A 16,154-nucleotide genomic window follows, 5' to 3' on the forward strand; every position below is an offset into this window, starting at 1 on the left:
GGCGTCAGTGCGAGGAGGCGTCCCGGGCGGCCGGGCTGTGATACTCGCTCTCGGCCTTGCGCTTCTTGCCGAGCACGAAGCGGCGGTCGCAGTAGCCGCACTCGACGAAGTCGTCGTCGCCCATGTCCATGTAGACGAGCGGGTGGCCGAGCGCGCCGCCGCCGCCGTCGCAGGCCACCCGCGTGGAGGTCACCACGATCTCTTCCGGCGGCGGGACGATCTCGGTGGTCGGGCGCGGGGGCATTCGGCGGGCTCTGACTTGGCTATCGGGGCGGGCGCACATAGGTATGCGCCGCCGCTCCTTAGCGTCAAACCGGGCGGCCCGGAACACCCGAAAGCGCGCGAATGACCGAGACCGAAGCCCTGCCCGCCAACGCCATCGAGGTGCGCGGGCTGGAGAAGACCTACGCCGGCTCGAAGAAGTCGCCGCCCAAGACGGCCCTGCGCGGCGTCGACCTGGTCATCCCGCGCGGCTCGATGTTCGGCCTGCTGGGACCGAACGGAGCCGGCAAGTCGACGCTGATCAACATCCTCGCCGGCGTGGTCAACAAGACCGGCGGCACCGCGAAGATCTGGGGCCGCGACATCGACCGGGAGCCGCGCGACGCGCGGGCCGCGCTGGGCGTGGTGGCGCAGGAGATCGTCGCCGACGTCTTCTTCACCCCCCGCGAGTCGCTGGAGGTGCAGGCCGGCTTCTACGGCGTGCCGGCCAGGGAGCGGCGCTCCGACGAACTGCTGGCGGCGCTCGGCCTGTCGGACAAGGCCAACGCCTATGTCCGCGCCCTCTCGGGCGGCATGAAGCGGCGGCTGATGGTGGCCAAGGCCCTGGTCCACAACCCGCCGATCCTGATCCTCGACGAGCCGACCGCCGGCGTCGACGTCGAGCTGCGCCGCCAGTTGTGGGACTACGTCCGGCGGCTGAACGCCGAGGGCGTCACCATCCTGCTGACCACCCACTACCTCGAGGAGGCGCAGGAGCTCTGCGACACCATCGCCATCATGAACCGCGGCGAGGTGGTGGCCTGCGAGCCGACGCCGCAGTTGCTGCGCCGGCTGGACACCCGGCATGTGGTGGTCAGTCCCGAGGGCGAGCTGGCGACCCCGCCGGTCCTGCCGGGCTTCGAGGTCACGCCGCGCCCGAACGGGGCGTTCGCGGTCTCTTACCGGAAGGGGCAATCGTCGGTGGAGCAGGTGCTGGCGGCGGTGCGGGCGGCAGGGGTGACCATCGCCGACATCGCCACCGAGGATCCGGATCTCGAGGACGTCTTTCTCGCGCTCACCTACGGCGATGCGTCGCGGGTGGATCCGACGCAGGACTAGAGGCGGCCGGGCGGTGGTCCTAGACGACCATCACCGTCCCGATGAGCAGCCGGGCGCCCCGGCGCCCGAGGGCCGTGTCGGTGGCCGCCTGCAGCGAGACGACCAGCCGCTCCACATCGGGCGGATGCCCCGGCAACAGGGCGTTGGCGGCGGTCTGGACCACCGCGGCGTAGGCGGCGCGCAGCCGCGGCGCGGATTGCGCGACCCGGGCGCGCAAGGCCGCATCCGGCGCATCGAGCCCGGTCTCAACCGTCATCACCCCCCGGCGGCCATCGGCGCGTCGGACATTGGCGGTGATCGTGGGCAGCCGCATGTAGCTGGGCTGCGGCGCGCCGCCGCCGCCCCCCCCCGCGGCGGCCGCGGGCGTGGCCGTCGCGGCGGCGACAGCGGCGAGTCCGAGAAGGGCGCGACGATCCATGCGCCGGATGCTGGCGCCGGCGGCTTAAAATTGTCCTGCCCGCCGCCTACCTCGGGGCGATGTCGCCGCCGCACGAGATCGACACCGGCCTGCCCGGCTTCCGCTACTGGCCGGGCGCGCTCGACGCCGAGGCGCAGGCCCGCTTGCTGACGATGGTGCTGGCCGCGACGGAGCAGGCGCCCTTCTACCGGCCGGTGACGCCCGGCGGCCGGCCCTTCTCGGTCGAGATGACCAACCTCGGTCCGCTGGGCTGGGTCTCGGACCGGGGCAGCTATCGATACCAGGCGACCCACCCGGTCACCGGCGCCCGCTGGCCGCCGATGCCGCCGCAGCTGATCGGCCTGTGGGCCGCGCTGACCGGCTGGCCGGACCCGCCGGAGGCCTGTCTGGTCAACCTCTACCGGGAGACCGCCCGCATGGGCCTGCACCAGGACCGCGACGAGGCGGACCTGACCGCGCCGGTCCTGTCGATCTCCCTCGGCGACGCCGCGATGTTCCGCATCGGCCCGGCCGAAGGCGGTCGCACCACCCGCCTCAGACTGGCGTCCGGCGACGTCTGCGCCCTCACCGGTCCGGCGCGGCTGGCGCGACACGGGATCGACCGCATCCTGCCCGGCTCCTCCGGCCTCGTGCCGGGCGGCGGCCGTCTCAACCTGACCCTTCGGCGCGCCACCGCCGCCTCACGGCAATCGTGACTCGACCGTCGCGGCGAGGACCGCCACTGTCCCGCTTTCCCAGGACGGAGGGCCCCCGATGACGACGCTGATCCGACCCGAAGGCCCCGAGCCGGACGACATCCGCCTCAGCCGCCGCGCGCTGGCGAGCGGAACCCTCGGCGGGCTGTTCTTCGCGGGCTACGCCCCGGCCGCCCTCGCCGCCCAGGCCGCCCCGGTGACCACCGACGCCGCCGGTCTCGTCGCGGAAGAGGTGAGCTTTCCCGCTCCCGACAGCTTCCAGCTCCCGGCCTACGTGGCCCGTCCCGAGGGCGACGGCCCCTTCCCGGTGGCGATCGTCGTCTCCGAGATCTTCGGCGTACACGAGTACATTCGCGACATCTGCCGTCGGCTGGCGAAGGCGGGTTACGCCGCCATCGCGCCGGCCTTCTTCGTCCGCGTCGCGGACCCGGCGCCGCTTTCGGACATGCAGGAGGTGCAGCGCATCGTCGCCGCCGCCGGCTACGAGCAGGTCATGGGCGACGTCTCCGCCACCCTCGACTGGGCCAGCCAGCAGCTGTGGGCGCGCGGCGATCGCGTCGGGATCACCGGCTTCTGCTGGGGCGGCAAGGTGGTGTGGCAGGCCTGCGCCCGCTTCGCCGTGCTCGACGCGGGCGTGGCATGGTACGGCCGGCTGGCCGCGGCCGCCAACGCGACCCCCGCGCAGATGCAGGCGGGCCAGCCCTGGCCGGTCGACCTTGCCGACGACCTGAAATGTCCGGTCCTGGGCCTCTACGGCGAGAACGACCGCGGCATCCCGCTGGATACCGTGGAGGCGATGCGCAGCGCGCTGGCCCGCGCCGGGCAGACCGAAAGCGAGATCGTGGTCTACCCCGGCGCGCCGCACGGCTTTCACGCCGACTATCGGGCCAGCTTCACCCCGGAAGCGGCCGCCGACGGCTGGCGGCGACTGCTGGCATTCTTCGAGGCGCGGGTGAAGGCGTGAGGCGTCAGCCCTTGTCGGCCGCGGCGGCGTAGGCCGCCGCCCCGGCCGCCTGGTCGGCGGCGTTCGGCTTGCCGCCCGAGCCCTTGGCGGCGACCACCACCATGGCCGCGCGGACGGTGCGGCCGAACAGGGCGTAACCGGGCTGCAGGGTCTGGATGACCTTGCCGCCCTCCACCGTATCGGAGGGCTGCTCCATCATCGCCTGGTGCAGGTGAGGATCGAAGGCCTCGCCCGGCTCCGGCGCGACGCGCTGCAGGTTGTTCGACTCGAACGCCTGCAGCAGCGACTTGTGGGTCAGCTCCAGACCCTTGACCAGATTGGCCACGGCCGGATCCTCGCTGCCGCCCAGATCGACGGCCAGCGCCCGCTCGAGCGTGTCCGCGACCCCCAGCAGGTCGCGGGCGAACTTCTGGATGGCGTAGGCGCGGGCGTCGTTGTTCTGCTGTTCGGCCCGCCTTTTGGTGTTCTCGGCCTCGGCCACGGCGCGCAGGGCGCGGTCCTTCCACTGGTCGCGCTCGGCGATCAGGGCGTCGATCGGGCCCAGATCATCGCCCGGCGTGGAATCGAGGCCGGCCTCGGCGTTGGCCTCGGCCTCCGATTCGCCGATGTCGGCGTCCAGTTCGTTGGCGTCGCGGGTCTCGGGGGTGTCGTTCACGTCTCTTGTCCGTCCAGCATCCGGCCCAGCACCCGGGCGGTGTAGTCCACCAACGGGATGACACGGGCGTAGTTCAGTCGCGCGGGCCCGATGACGCCGATGGCGCCCAGCACCCGCTGTCGGCCGCTCATATAGGGCGCCGCGATCACGGCGGAACCCGAAAGCGAAAACAGCCGCGTTTCCGCGCCGATGAAGATGCGCACGCCCTGGGCGTTCGACACCCCGTCGAGCAGGCCGATCAGCTGCTCCTTCTGCTCCAGATCATCGAACAGAACACGGACCCGCTCGAGATCCTCGACCGCTTCCCGATCCTGCAACAGGTTGGCGCGACCGCGCACGATCAGGGCGCGCTCGCGCTCGGCCCCGCCGGACCAGGCGGCCAGGCCGTCCTCGACCAGACGGGCCGCCGTCGCGTCCAGTTCGCGCCGGGCCGTCTCCAGCTCGGTCCGCATCTCCGTGCGCGCCTCGTGCAGCGGCCGTCCCTTGAGCCGGGCGTTGAGGAAGTTGGAGGCCTCCTGCAGCGTCGCCGGCGTCACCCCGGCCTTCAGAGGCATGAGGCGGTTCTCGACCGTGCCGTCGTCGGCGACGAGCACCGCCAGCGCCTGGTCGTGGCCCAGCGCCACGAACTCCACGTGTTTAACCCCGGCGTCGCGGACCGGACTGGCGACGATGCTGGCCCCGCCGGCGAGGCCCGACAGCAGGGTCGAGGCCTCGTCCAGCGCCTCCTCGAAGCTGCGCCCTCGCCCCGCCAGACGGGCGTCGATCTCGCGGCGCTCCTCGCGGCTGATGTCCCCGATCTCGAGCAGACCGTCGACGAACAGGCGCAGGCCCGCATGCGTCGGAATCCGCCCCGCCGACGTGTGCGGCGAGGCCAGCAGCCCGGCCAGAGTCAGGTCCTGCATGGTGTTGCGGATCGAGGCCGGCGACAGGGACACGCCGGTCAGCGACAGCGTCCGAGATCCCACCGGCTCGCCCGTCTGAAGATAGCTCTCGACGATGCGCCGAAAGATGTCGCGGGCGCGTTCGTCCAGACCGACGAGGCCCGGACCTTCCATCGCGGTCGAGGTCAGCAGAGGGCCCCTCATCGCGCCCGCGCCTCCCAGTCCGCCCGCGTCAGCCGGTGAACCAGGCAGTCGTCGTCGCCGAACATCCGCCGCCCCTCCGGTCGGAAGCCCAGCCGTTGATAGAAGCGATGCGCATCGGCGTTTGAGGCCAGCGGGTCGATGACCACGCCGTGCACCTGCGGATCGGCGAAGCAGGCGTCCAGCGCCTGCCGCATCATCTCCGTGCCGTGGCCGCGCCCGAGAGCGTCTTTCGGGCCGATCCAGATGTCGATCGCCCGAAGACCCGGCTCGATGTCGCCCCAGTAGTGGGTCGGCTCGAGATGCGGATCGATGATCTGCATCACCCCGATGGCGCGGCCGTCGATCTCGGCGATGCGGTAGAAGCTGATCCCGGATTGCTCCGCCAACTCCTCGCGCCAGTCGATGCCGCCGAAGGCCACCTCGGCCTCGGGGTCGTCGGTCGAGCAGGCGATGACGTGCGGCTCGCGGTCCCACGACGCCAGCAGGTCGGCGTCCTCGAACGTCGCGGGACGCAGCCGGAGGGCGTCAGGGGTCGTGGCGGGGGGATACAGGCTCACGGTTTCAGGATAAGCAGCGCCGCCATCGCTTCAAGGAATTCCCATGCGCCCGTCCGAACGCCGCCCCGACCAGCTCCGCCCGGTGACGCTGGAGATCGGCGTCAACCGCTACGCCGAGGGCTCGTGCCTCGTGTCCTTCGGCCACACGAAGGTGCTGGTCACCGCCACCGTCGAGGAGAACGTCCCCGGGTGGATGCGCAACAAGGGCGCGGGTTGGGTCACCGCCGAATACGGCATGTTGCCCCGCGCCACCCATACCCGCGGTCGCCGCGAGGCCGCGGCCGGAAAACAGTCCGGCCGGACCCAGGAGATCCAGCGCCTGATCGGGCGCAGCCTGCGGGCCGTGGTCGACCTGAAGGCCCTCGGAGAGCGCCAGGTGGTGCTGGACTGCGACGTCATCCAGGCCGACGGCGGCACCCGCACCGCCGCCATCACCGGGGCGTGGGTCGCCATGGCCTCGGCGCTGGACTACCTGCGCGCCGAAGGCGTGCTGAAAACCGACCCGATCCTCGACCAGGTCGCCGCCATCTCGTGCGGCGTATGCGCGGACGAACCGGTGCTGGACCTCGACTACGAGGAGGACTCCACGGCCGAGGCCGATTCCAACTTCGTCCTCACCGGCGCCGGGACCATCGTGGAGATCCAGGCCACCGGGGAGAAGCGCGGTTTCAGCCGGCCCGAGTTCGAACGCCTGTTCCAGTTGGCCGAGGGCGGCTGCGCCGAGCTGTTCGCCCTGCAGCGGGCGGCGCTGGGGCGCTGAGGGTTCCGTACCCCGGCGAACCGTGCCTAAGGTGGCAGGTCCTGCGACTGAACGGAGCCCGCCATGCGTCGGCCCATCCTCGTCCTGCTGGCGGCCGCCCTTGTCGGGGGATGCCAGCCTCCGGCGGAGGAGCCTGCTTCGGCGCCGGCCGGGGTGGAACTCCCGACGCCGGAGATGCCGCTCGACGCGCCGCCCCAGGAGGAGGTCGATCCCGGGCCGCCGACCGGAGCCTCCGCCACCGCGACAGACGGCTCCTGCCGGTCCCAGGTTGGCGAGGCGGCCGCGGCCCGGCTGGTCGAACGCTGCGTGATGGTCAGTCCGGCGACGCATCCGCCCTGCAACGTCGCGAACCCCTGCGCCCTGATCCAGGGCGAGATCGACCGCGCCTGCGCCCTGTTCGATCCGGACGACCGGCCGGCGGAATGCGGCGCTTAACGAATCCTGCAGGCTGACGACCTAGTCTCGAGGGGCCATGACCCCTGTCGCCACCCCGCCCGACCTGCGCGCCCTGACCACGCTCCGCTTCCTCGCGGCCGCCTGGGTGGTGCTGTACACGGCGTGGGCCTACCTCGACGTCGGCTCCGTGCCCGTCGCCGTCACCAAGGGCTACCTCGGGGTCGAGGTGTTCTTCGTCCTCTCCGGCTTCATCCTGAGCCACGTCTACCTGGAGCGCGCCGGCGCCGGAGGCTTCTCCTATGGCGGCTTCCTGTGGGCGCGGATCGCGCGGGTCTATCCGCTGCACCTCGTCACCCTGTTCGCCATGGTCGGCCTGGGGATCGCCGCCACCCTCGCGGGCGTCCTCGTGGACGCCAGCCTGACCGACTGGCGCGCGCTCCCGGCCCATCTGACCATGACGCACGCCTGGGGCCTGGCCCCTCTGGCGGCCTTCAACCACCCCTCATGGTCGATCTCGGCCGAGTGGTTCGCCTACCTGTCCTTCCCCGCCTTCGCCTTCGTGGCCTGGCGACTGCGCGACCGACCGTGGCTCGCCGTCGGCCTGACCGCGCTGGGAGCGCTCGGCGTCTACGCCGCCTTCGAGCGGCTGGCGGGCTTTCCGCTGACCGAGGCGACCTTCCGCTGGGGCGCGCTGCGCATCGTCCCCTGCTTCGCTCTCGGCTGCGCCCTCTACCTCGTATACCGGAAAGCGCCCCTGCGGCGCGCCGCTCTCGTCGCCTTGGCCTCAGCCGCCGGCCTGCTCGCCAGCGCCTCGCTGGCGCTGTGGGACCCGGTCACCGTGCTGTTCGCCGGCGGCCTGATCCTCGGCCTCGGCTCGCTCGCGAATGAACGGGCCGGGCCGCTGGCGTCGGCGGCCGGCGTGTATCTGGGGGAGATCAGCTACTCGATCTACATGGTCTGCGCGCCGGTGCTGCTGGTGATGACCAACCTCGCCGCGCGGGCGCTCGGCGCGGACGAGAAGCGGTTTCACGTTTTTGTGTGGCTGGGGATTCTGGCGGCGATTCCGGTGGCGGCCATGGCCACCTACCATCTCGTCGAACGCCCGGCCCGCAAGGCCCTGCGCGGGTTCGCAGCCCGCAAACGACCGGGTCAAGCCGGAGCGCCCGCCACCGCCGACTCGCCTGAAAGGGTTCTTCAACCCTCGAAAACTATCGTCTAAGGACGATTCCGAGGCAGGTCGGGAAGCACGCCAGCATGATGAAACGGCTCCAAGCCGCCGCGGTTGCGGCGCTCCTCGGAATTTTCGCGTTGGGCTTCAGCCCGCCGTCCGTGAAGGCCGAGCCGTACTGGCAGTGCGTCACCTTCGCCCGGATGTTCTCGGGCATCGGCATCTACGGGGACGCCCACACCTGGTGGACCCAGGCGCAGGGCAAGTTCGCCACCGGCGAGCGGCCGCGCACCGGCGCTGTGCTGGCCTTCCAGTCCAGCGGCCGCATGCGCCTCGGCCACGTCGCCGTGGTCTCCGAGGTCCTGACGGACCGGGTGATCCGGGTCACCCACGCCAACTGGGGCGGCAGCCGCGGCAAGGTCGAGGAGAATGTCACCGTGGTCGACGTTTCGGACGCCAACGACTGGTCGGCGGTCAAGGTCTGGTACAACCCGATCAACGACCTTGGCACGAGCGTCTATCCGACCCACGGCTTCATCTACAACAGCCCGGCCCGGCCCTCGGACGGCCTGCTGCTGGCCTCGGTTCCGCCCAGCATCGGCCAGCCCTGACGTCTTGACCCGGCCGCGCGGGTGGCGCTTGTTGCCGCCTCCCGTTGCCGGAGCTGTCATGCGCCCCCCCGTCGCTGCCGTCGCTGTCCTCGTCCTCGCCGCGTGCTCCCCGGAGCCGGAAGCCCCTGTGGAATCGCCGCTGACGCCGGAGCCGGCGCCGACGCTCGCGGGGGTCGACCTGTCGCGCCCCGTGCGACTGCTCGGCACGGAGCCGTTCTGGGGCATCGACCTGACCGGCGGCGAAGTCGTCTATTCCGGGGTCGACCGGCCCGAGCAGCGCGGACCGCAGCCGAAGCCGACGATCCAGGGCACGGTCGCAACGCTCGAGACCACCACCACCGCCGGCACGCCGATCGCCATCACCCTCACCGCCACCGAATGCTCGGACGGCATGAGCGACCGCACCTATCCGCTGACCGCCCTGGTCAAGGTGGGTGAGGAGAGCCTGATGGGCTGCGCCGCCTCGACGGCGGCGATCATGTCAGCCGGCGAGAGCGGTCCGGTCGTTGAACAGTCGGCCGCTCAACCGGCCGCCTGATCCCTCAGCGCCCGCATCGCCCCGAGGCGGGCGAAGGCGAGGGTCAGGGCCTTGCGCCGCGCCGGAGCCAGCGGCGTCATGGGCGCGTCGCGCACCACCGCCCCGCCGAAGCCGTCGGCCACGATCAGCCCCGGCTCGTCCGGCAGCACGCCCTCGGGGAACTCCGGCGCCACGGCGAAATAGAAGGCGTCGCAGTACGGTCCGTACTCGCCCCATTTGCGATCGACGCGGTAATCCTCGATCCCCGACTTCACCTCGCAGATGACGATGTCGCCCTTCGGCCCCAGCGCCATGACGTCGGCGCGCCGCCCGTTCGGCAGTCCCACCTCCAGCAACGGCGCGTAGCCCATGTCGACCAGCAGCCGCGCCGCCCCGCGGGTCACCGACAGGGTGGTCTCCGGCCGACTGAAGACCAGCTCGATATGAACGGCGGCGGCGGGCATGCGGAGGTTATGTTCCGCATCCGTTCCGGATTCAACCGTGGCCCTGGACCGCCCTACAGAATGAACCGGCTCAGGTCGGCGTTCTTCGCGAGGTCGGCCACGCGCTCGCGCACCCTGGCGCCGTCGAAGACGATGGTCTGGCCGGCAAGGTCGGAGGCCTTGAAGCTGGTCTCCTCCAGCACCCGCTCAAGCACCGTCTGCAGCCGACGGGCGCCGATGTTCTCGACCGCGGAATTGGCCGCCACCGCCGCGTCGGCCAACGCCTCGACGGCGTCCTCGGTGAACGCGAGCGTCACGTCCTCGGTGGCGAGCAGGGCCTGGTTCTGGCGGATCAGGTTGGCTTCGGGCTCGGTCAGGATGCGGCGGAAGTCGTCGCGGGTCAGGGCCTTCAGCTCGACCCGGATGGGCAGGCGACCCTGCAGCTCCGGCAGCAGGTCCGACGGCTTGGCGACGTGGAATGCGCCCGAGGCGATGAACAGGACGTGGTCCGACTTCACCGGCCCGTACTTCGTCGACACCGTGGTGCCCTCGATCAGCGGCAGCAGATCGCGCTGCACGCCCTCGCGGCTGACGTCGGCGCCGCGCGCCTCCGAGCGCGCCGCCACCTTGTCGATCTCGTCGAGGAAGACGATGCCCTCGTTCTCGGCCAGCAGCAGGGCCTCCTTGGTCAGGCTTTCCTGGTCCAGCAGCTTGTCGGACTCCTCGGTGACCAGCGGCCCCAGCGCGTCGCGCACCGGAAGCTTCACGCTCTTCGTCCGGCCGCCGCCCAGTTTGCCGAGCATTTCGGACAGGTTGATCATCCCGACGTTGCCGCCGCCGGGCAGGTCCAGCCCCTGGATCGGCGAGGTGGTGTCGGCGAGCTGGATCTCGATCTCCTTGTCGTCCAGTTCGCCCGCCCGCAGCCGCTTGCGGAAGGCGTCGCGCGTGGCCGGCTGGGAGCCCGGGCCGACGAGGGCGTCGAGTATGCGCTCCTCGGCCTGGCCCTCGGCCCGCGCCTTGACCCCCGACCGTCGCTTGTCGCGGACCATGACCAGGGCCGCCTCGACGAGGTCGCGCATGATCTGGTCGACGTCCCGGCCGACGTAGCCGACCTCGGTGAACTTGGTCGCCTCGATCTTGATGAAGGGCGCGCCGGCCAGCTTCGCCAGCCGCCGGGCGATCTCGGTCTTGCCGACGCCGGTCGGCCCGATCATCAGGATGTTCTTGGGCGTCACCTCGTCGCGCAGGTCCTCGGGCACGCGCTTGCGCCGCCAGCGGTTGCGCAGGGCCACGGCGACGGCGCGCTTGGCGTCGTGCTGACCCACAATGAAGCGGTCCAGTTCGGAGACGATTTCGCGGGGGGAGAGATCGGTCATCAGCCGCAGATAGGGCGCCTTATCCGCCGGCGGGAGGGGGCGTCGGCGCCGCAGGCGCGGCCGGAGGCGCCGGGGGCGGCGGCGGAGCGGGGATCAGCTGCGCCAGCACGATCCGCCAGCCGGCCGCCTGCCCTTGCCACAGCCGGACGTAATGGCCGGTGCGCTCGTTCCCGTTTCGCTCCCACAGGGCCGGCCCGTAGGTCCAGACGAGGTCGCCGTACGCCGACTGACCGCCGCCTTCGGTCGGGCCGAACCGGAAGGTCGCCGGCCAGCCGTCCAGCGCTCCGGCGAAGGCGCCTCGCCCGATCGCCGGCGGCTGCGGCGCCACGTACAGCCGTCCATTGTCCGCCATCACAGCCAGATGCGCCGCCTCCTGGTCGACGGCGGCGTCTCGGGCGAGTTCGGCTTCCGCCTCCCGCACCTCCGCAAAGGCCCGGTCGCCCGCGGCCGGAGCGGGCGGCTCCGGCCCAACCTCCAGGATCACGGGATCGCTGTCCGGGCCCGGCACGTTCGCCGCGCTGGCGCCGGACCCGCCGTCGTAGATCCACCTCCACGAGCCGTCGGCCTGCCTCTTCCAGATGGTGAAGTAATGCCCCGTCCGCTGGCCGCCGACGGCCACGCCGCCGGTCGTGAAGCCCAGATCGCCCGAGCGCGCGATGCCGGCGAAGTTCGGCCACCATTCGAGCAGGGGCTCGTCGGCCGGTCGCGGCCGGTCCGGATAGACCTCGCCGATGCGCTGGGCCCGTCCGCCGGCGATGACGATCGCTTCCGGGACGGCCCACTTGTTGAAACTGCCGGCGACTCCCAGCGTCGCCGCGTCGGCGGCGAACGCTCGCTCGGCCGCGACGACGGGGGCGGCGTCGGGCTGACGGGCGACAGCTGGCGAACCGGCCGTCAGGGCCGCGACAAAGGCGAGCGTGAGCATCCGATTTCCTCCGCCCGCAGGGAAACCCGTCGAACAGCGTCCTGTCCCGTTAAATCGCCGAAAGGCGCCCACCCCCGACAACGCGACGGAGAGGGCCAGCCGGCGCTGCTTGCCGCCGGTGGATATCGATGTTCTGATTGGCCGTCTCCAATCAATCAAGGGATATCCATGCTGACCATCACCTTGCTGGCCCTGATGCTGGCGGCCCCCGAGGCCGGCTCGGGGCAGGTCGCCGTCATCGCCGCCGCACCCGCGCCCGCCGAGGCGCGCCGCGAGGAGGGAGTGCCGACCACGCGCCGGGTCTGCCGCCTCGAGCGCGCCACCGGGTCCAACATGCAGCAGCGCGTCTGTCGCGACGTGCCGCGGGCCGGCGTCCAGGACCAGCAGACGCGTGAGTTCATGCGGGCCCAGCAACGCGTCCGCCTGCCCGATGAGGGCGATCTCACCCCCGGCGGGCCGAGCTGACGGCGGCGCTTGCAATCGGCGTTCCTTGAACATTAGGTTGCGCGTTCCTCCCGGAGTCCCAGGAATACGCCCATGCTCGCCGCCTCGCTCGCCGCCCTGACGCTCGGCTTCGCGCCGCTTCAGACGGCGCCGCAGACGCCCCCGCAGGGCGCGACGCCCCTGCCGCCCGTCGACGCCACCGCGGCGGAACCGCAGCCGGAAACCCGCCGCGTATGCCGGTTCGAAACGGTGACCGGCTCGAACCGGCGGACCCGGGTCTGCCGTGATGTGCCGCGGCAGGGCATGCAGGACCAGACCACGCGTGACTTCATGCGTGACAACCAGCGCGTCCGCACGCCCGACATCTGACCGGGCTCAATCGGGCCAGGTCTCGCGGGCGGCGCCGAGCACCTCGCCGGCCAGGTAGAGCGATCCGCAGATCACCACCCGCCCCGCGCCCAGGCGCAGGGCCTTGGCGAGAGCTTCGCCCACGTTGGCGGCCGCCTGCGCGCCCAGCCCGTGACCCCGGGCGACCGCCGCCAGCGCCTCGGGTTCCGCTGCGGCGCCGTCGAAAGGAACCGTGAAGACCGCCGCCCCCGACCCGCCCAGCGCCTCGAAGAAGCCGCCGGCGCCCTTGTTCGCCAGCATTCCGACGATCAGGGCCGTGGGCCGCGGCGCCCGCGCCTGCCGCTCCGCGAGCGCCGCCGCCAGCGCCCGACCGGCGTGCGGATTGTGTCCCCCGTCCAGCCACAGCTCCGCGTCCGCCGCCCGCGCCGCCTCACCGAAAGGGCCGGCGGTCAGCCGCTGCATCCGCGCCGGCCACCGGACCTCGCCAAGCCCGCGCGCGATGGCGGCCTCGGGCAGGTCCAACTCGAGTGCGACCGCCACGGCAAGACCGGCGTTGGCGATCTGATGCGGCCCGGCGAGCGCCGGCGTGGGGAGGTCGAGGAAGCGGGTCTGGTCCTGGAAGGCCAGGCCCCCGCGCTCGCTCCACGCGTCGAAGTCCACGCCCATCACAGTCAGAGGCGCGTGAACGGCAGCGGCGGCGGCCTCGATCTCGACCATGGCCGCCTCGTCCTGCCGCGCGATCAGCCCGCGCGCGCCGGCCTTGAGGATCCCGGCCTTCTCTCTGGCGATACCGGGGAGGGAGTGGCCGAGGAATTCCGCATGATCGAGGTCGACCGGCGTGATCACGCTCAGCAGCGGCCGCTCGATCACATTGGTAGCGTCCAGCACCCCGCCCAGCCCGACCTCGATGACCGCCAGATCGGCCGGCGCCTCGCTCATGGCCACGAAGGCCGCCGCTGTGGTGCTCTCGAACACCGTCGCCTCAAGCCCGGGCGCCTCGACGCGGTCCAGCACGGCGTTCAGCCGCGCGTCGTCGATCAGGCGGCCTGCCAGCCGGATGCGTTCGTTGAACCGGACCAGATGCGGCGAGGTGTAGGCGTGGACGCGCAGGCCGGCCGCCTCGGCGATGGCGCGGATGAAGGCGACCGTCGAACCCTTGCCGTTGGTCCCGGCCACATGGATCACCGGCGGCAGTCGATGCTGCGGGTCGCCCAGCGCCGCGCACAGCGCCCGCATCCGCTCCAGCGACAGGTCGATGCGCTGCGGATGCCGCGCGCGCAGGCGTTCGGAGATCGGGTCCATCGGGCCGTTTCTAGGCCGCCCGGCGCGTCCCGCCCATCAGCATCGACAGGATCTGGCCGATCACGCGCGGCAGGTCGGCGCGGGTCACGACCTTGTCGACCATGCCCTTCTCCTGGAGGTATTCGGCGCGCTGGAATCCCGGCGGCAGCTTCTCGCGGATGGTCGCCTCGATGACCCGCGGCCCCGCGAAGCCGATCAGGGCCCCCGGTTCGGCCAGGTGCACATCGCCGAGCATGGCGTAGCTGGCGGTGACGCCGCCGGTGGTGGGGTCGGTCAGAACCACGACGAAGGGAAGCTGCGCGGCCTTCAGCTCCTGGATGGCCAGGGTGGTGCGGGCCATCTGCATCAACGACAGCGCCCCTTCCTGCATGCGGGCGCCGCCGGCGGCGGTGAAGCACACCAGCGGCACGCCCCGGTCGATGGCCTCGCGCGCCGCCTTGATGAAGGCCTCGCCGGCGGCCATGCCCAGCGAGCCGCCCATGAAGGTGAAGTCCTGGACGATGACCACCGCATCGGCCCCGCCCACGGCGCCGAAGCCGATGGCCATGGTGTCCTTGCGGCCGGCCGCCTTGCGCGCCGCGTCGAGACGCTGGCGGTAGGGCTTGCCGTCGGAGAACTTGAGCGGGTCCTCCGGCACGTCCGGCGTCTCGATCGACTCGTAGGCGCCGTCGTCGAAGGTGAACTTGAGCCGGGTCGGCGCGTCGATGCGCATATGCCGGCCGGACGGCGTCACCCACAACGACCCTTCGAGGTCCGAGCGGTACAGCATCTCGCCGGTGTCGGGGTCCTTGACCCAGAGGTTGTCCGGCGTGTCGCGCCGGCTGACGATCTTGCGCACGCCGGGAGCGAAGCGGCTCAGCCAGCCGCCGCGCTTCTCGGTCTGGGGCTTGTTCTTGTCGACCATGGGCGGGCCTTTAGACGGTTTCCGGCGTCCTTGCATCCCTGACGGCTTCCGCCAGGGCCCGGACCTTGGCCAGAACGCGCCCGGCGGGCGACGCGTTCTCCGCCAGCGCCGCCGCCACCTCGTCGACCAGGACCGAGCCGGCCACAACCGCCTCGGCGACGCGGGCGATCTCGGCCGCCCGGTCCGGCGTCTTGACCCCGAAGCCCACCGCCACCGGCAGGCCCGCGGCGCGACGAACACGTTCCACCGCGGGCGCGACCGATCCGGCCTCGGCTTCCTTCACCCCGGTCACTCCGGCCACGGAGACGTAGTAGACGAAGCCCGAGGTCCCTTGCGCGATCACCTTCAGTCGGGCGTCGTCGGAGGTCGGGGTGGCCAGACGGATCAGCGACACCTGCGCCGCGTCCAGCGCGCCGGTCAGCACGCCCGCCTCCTCCGGCGGACAGTCGACGACGATCATCCCGTCCACGCCCGCCGCCGCGGCGTCGCGGGCGAAGGCTTCGTAGCCGTAGCTCTCGATCGGATTGAGGTAGCCCATCAGGATCAGCGGGGTGTCCGCGTCGCCGCTCCGGAAGGCCGCGGCGAGATCCAGGGTGCCCTTGAGGCTGAGGCCGGCCTTGAGGCCGCGCAGGGCGGCGCGCTGGATCGGCGGCCCCTCGGCCATGGGGTCGGAGAAGGGGAAGCCGAGCTCGATGATGTCCGCGCCCGCAGCCGGCAGGCCGCGGAGGATCTCGAGCGCCTCCTCGCGAGACGGATCGCCGGCCATGACATAGGCGACGAAGCCGGCCCGCCCCTCCGCCTTCAGGGCGGCGAAGCGGGCGTCGATGCGGGCGGTGGTCATTGCTGCGGAGCGGGCGCCGCGGCGGGCTGTTCGGCGCAGACGTCGCCGGGGATCGGGCCGAAGCCGAGGTAGCCGATCGCCTCGGGTCCGGCCGGACGGGAGGTGTCGTAGAAGGCCTGCATCTGCAGCCCGTCGCAGCCGCCGCCATCCCGCCGCCGGACGAACACCACGCGATTGTCCTCGCCGCCGGCCGGGATCCAGCCCTTGGCCTGCAGATCGGCCACATAGGCGTCGGCGAGGGCGCCGATGCCCGCCAGCGGGGCGCTGACGCAGAAGGCGCGGCCGGCGAGGCCGTAGAGGTTGCCGCAGTCGGGGGCGAGGGTCGCGCCCGGCAGCACCATCTGCTCCGGCGTCGCCGGCGCGTCCTGGACCACGGCCGGCGCGCCGAGGAGAGCCGCCGCGGCGGCGAGGATGAGGGTGTTCAT

22 protein-coding genes are annotated in these 16,154 nt (G+C 71.9%); 10 read left to right on the forward strand and 12 right to left on the reverse strand.

Annotation, left to right across the window (positions count from 1 at the left end):
* Positions 1-4: 4 nt before the first annotated feature.
* Positions 5-244: a zinc-finger domain-containing protein gene (locus BM333_RS01445; protein ID WP_092306549.1), complete on the reverse strand. Its 240-nt coding sequence runs from the start codon at positions 242-244 to the stop codon at positions 5-7.
* Positions 245-345: 101 nt separating this feature from the next.
* Between BM333_RS01445 and BM333_RS01450 the strand changes: the two genes are divergently transcribed.
* Positions 346-1,320 carry an ABC transporter ATP-binding protein gene (locus tag BM333_RS01450; protein WP_092306551.1) on the forward strand — a complete coding sequence of 325 codons (975 nt, stop codon included), beginning with the start codon at positions 346-348 and terminating at the stop codon, positions 1,318-1,320.
* A 19-nt stretch (positions 1,321-1,339) separates the two neighbouring features.
* Here BM333_RS01450 and BM333_RS01455 read toward each other — a convergent pair whose 3' ends face one another.
* Entirely contained in the window at positions 1,340-1,738 is a 399-nt protein-coding gene (locus BM333_RS01455) for a Tat pathway signal protein (RefSeq protein WP_092306553.1), read from the reverse strand.
* 59 nt (positions 1,739-1,797) lie between these two features.
* Here BM333_RS01455 and BM333_RS01460 point away from each other — a divergent pair, with 59 nt between their 5' ends.
* Positions 1,798-2,433 (forward strand): alpha-ketoglutarate-dependent dioxygenase AlkB, encoded by a 636-nt coding sequence (locus BM333_RS01460; protein ID WP_092306555.1) that lies wholly within the window; start codon positions 1,798-1,800, stop codon positions 2,431-2,433.
* A 58-nt stretch (positions 2,434-2,491) separates the two neighbouring features.
* Entirely contained in the window at positions 2,492-3,397 is a 906-nt protein-coding gene (locus tag BM333_RS01465; RefSeq protein ID WP_092306557.1) for a dienelactone hydrolase family protein, read from the forward strand.
* 4 nt (positions 3,398-3,401) lie between these two features.
* On the opposite strand, the gene grpE is transcribed toward BM333_RS01465, so the two are convergent.
* From grpE to BM333_RS01480, 3 genes are read right to left on the reverse strand one after another with little or no spacing between them, the layout of a single operon-like run.
* On the reverse strand, positions 3,402-4,016 hold the full coding sequence (gene grpE, locus BM333_RS01470) for a nucleotide exchange factor GrpE (RefSeq protein ID WP_425425113.1): 615 nt from the start codon (positions 4,014-4,016) through the stop codon (positions 3,402-3,404).
* A 32-nt stretch (positions 4,017-4,048) separates the two neighbouring features.
* Positions 4,049-5,107 (reverse strand): heat-inducible transcriptional repressor HrcA, encoded by a 1,059-nt coding sequence (gene hrcA, locus BM333_RS01475; RefSeq protein ID WP_092307547.1) that lies wholly within the window; start codon positions 5,105-5,107, stop codon positions 4,049-4,051.
* A gap of 26 nt (positions 5,108-5,133) precedes the next feature.
* The gene (locus BM333_RS01480) at positions 5,134-5,694 is read right to left on the reverse strand and encodes a GNAT family N-acetyltransferase (RefSeq protein WP_092306561.1); all 561 of its coding nucleotides are present in this window, start codon (positions 5,692-5,694) and stop codon (positions 5,134-5,136) included.
* A gap of 43 nt (positions 5,695-5,737) precedes the next feature.
* Here BM333_RS01480 and rph point away from each other — a divergent pair, with 43 nt between their 5' ends.
* From rph to BM333_RS01505, 5 genes are all read left to right on the forward strand, one after another.
* Positions 5,738-6,454, forward strand: a complete 717-nt coding sequence (rph, locus tag BM333_RS01485) for a ribonuclease PH (protein ID WP_092306563.1) — start codon at positions 5,738-5,740, stop codon at positions 6,452-6,454.
* Between the two features lie 63 nt (positions 6,455-6,517).
* A complete protein-coding gene (locus tag BM333_RS01490) occupies positions 6,518-6,889 on the forward strand; it encodes a hypothetical protein (RefSeq protein WP_092306565.1) in 372 nt (123 codons plus the stop codon).
* Positions 6,890-6,926: 37 nt separating this feature from the next.
* Positions 6,927-8,069, forward strand: coding sequence for an acyltransferase family protein (locus BM333_RS01495; protein WP_092306567.1), 1,143 nt, complete (start codon positions 6,927-6,929; stop codon positions 8,067-8,069).
* Between the two features lie 38 nt (positions 8,070-8,107).
* Positions 8,108-8,629 carry a CHAP domain-containing protein gene (locus BM333_RS01500; protein WP_245777101.1) on the forward strand — a complete coding sequence of 174 codons (522 nt, stop codon included), beginning with the start codon at positions 8,108-8,110 and terminating at the stop codon, positions 8,627-8,629.
* Positions 8,630-8,687: 58 nt separating this feature from the next.
* Positions 8,688-9,167 carry a hypothetical protein gene (locus BM333_RS01505; protein ID WP_092306571.1) on the forward strand — a complete coding sequence of 160 codons (480 nt, stop codon included), beginning with the start codon at positions 8,688-8,690 and terminating at the stop codon, positions 9,165-9,167.
* Here BM333_RS01505 and mmcB read toward each other — a convergent pair.
* From mmcB to BM333_RS01520, 3 genes are read right to left on the reverse strand one after another with little or no spacing between them, the layout of a single operon-like run.
* Positions 9,152-9,610 (reverse strand): DNA repair putative endonuclease MmcB, encoded by a 459-nt coding sequence (mmcB, locus tag BM333_RS01510; RefSeq protein ID WP_092306573.1) that lies wholly within the window; start codon positions 9,608-9,610, stop codon positions 9,152-9,154. The genes BM333_RS01505 and mmcB overlap by 16 nt on opposite strands.
* 53 nt (positions 9,611-9,663) lie before the next feature.
* Positions 9,664-10,965: an ATP-dependent protease ATPase subunit HslU gene (hslU, locus tag BM333_RS01515; protein WP_092306575.1), complete on the reverse strand. Its 1,302-nt coding sequence runs from the start codon at positions 10,963-10,965 to the stop codon at positions 9,664-9,666.
* A 19-nt stretch (positions 10,966-10,984) separates the two neighbouring features.
* Positions 10,985-11,890: a hypothetical protein gene (locus BM333_RS01520; protein WP_092306577.1), complete on the reverse strand. Its 906-nt coding sequence runs from the start codon at positions 11,888-11,890 to the stop codon at positions 10,985-10,987.
* A 168-nt stretch (positions 11,891-12,058) separates the two neighbouring features.
* Here BM333_RS01520 and BM333_RS01525 point away from each other — a divergent pair, with 168 nt between their 5' ends.
* Positions 12,059-12,355 (forward strand): hypothetical protein, encoded by a 297-nt coding sequence (locus BM333_RS01525; RefSeq protein ID WP_092306579.1) that lies wholly within the window; start codon positions 12,059-12,061, stop codon positions 12,353-12,355.
* 72 nt (positions 12,356-12,427) lie between these two features.
* Positions 12,428-12,703, forward strand: a complete 276-nt coding sequence (locus tag BM333_RS01530) for a hypothetical protein (RefSeq protein ID WP_092306581.1) — start codon at positions 12,428-12,430, stop codon at positions 12,701-12,703.
* Positions 12,704-12,709: 6 nt separating this feature from the next.
* On the opposite strand, the gene BM333_RS01535 is transcribed toward BM333_RS01530, so the two are convergent.
* The 4 genes from BM333_RS01535 to BM333_RS01550 are packed head-to-tail and all read right to left on the reverse strand — an operon-like array spanning position 12,710 to position 16,154.
* Positions 12,710-13,984: a bifunctional folylpolyglutamate synthase/dihydrofolate synthase gene (locus BM333_RS01535; RefSeq protein ID WP_092306583.1), complete on the reverse strand. Its 1,275-nt coding sequence runs from the start codon at positions 13,982-13,984 to the stop codon at positions 12,710-12,712.
* A 10-nt stretch (positions 13,985-13,994) separates the two neighbouring features.
* Entirely contained in the window at positions 13,995-14,888 is an 894-nt protein-coding gene (locus tag BM333_RS01540; protein ID WP_092306586.1) for an acetyl-CoA carboxylase carboxyltransferase subunit beta, read from the reverse strand.
* Positions 14,889-14,898: 10 nt separating this feature from the next.
* Positions 14,899-15,729, reverse strand: a complete 831-nt coding sequence (gene trpA / locus BM333_RS01545) for a tryptophan synthase subunit alpha (RefSeq protein WP_092306588.1) — start codon at positions 15,727-15,729, stop codon at positions 14,899-14,901.
* Positions 15,726-16,154 (reverse strand): hypothetical protein, encoded by a 429-nt coding sequence (locus BM333_RS01550; protein ID WP_092306590.1) that lies wholly within the window; start codon positions 16,152-16,154, stop codon positions 15,726-15,728. The genes trpA and BM333_RS01550 overlap by 4 nt, the downstream gene beginning before the upstream one ends.

The organism is Brevundimonas viscosa (genome assembly GCF_900116065.1).
GTDB classification, from domain to species: Bacteria; Pseudomonadota; Alphaproteobacteria; order Caulobacterales; family Caulobacteraceae; genus Brevundimonas; species Brevundimonas viscosa.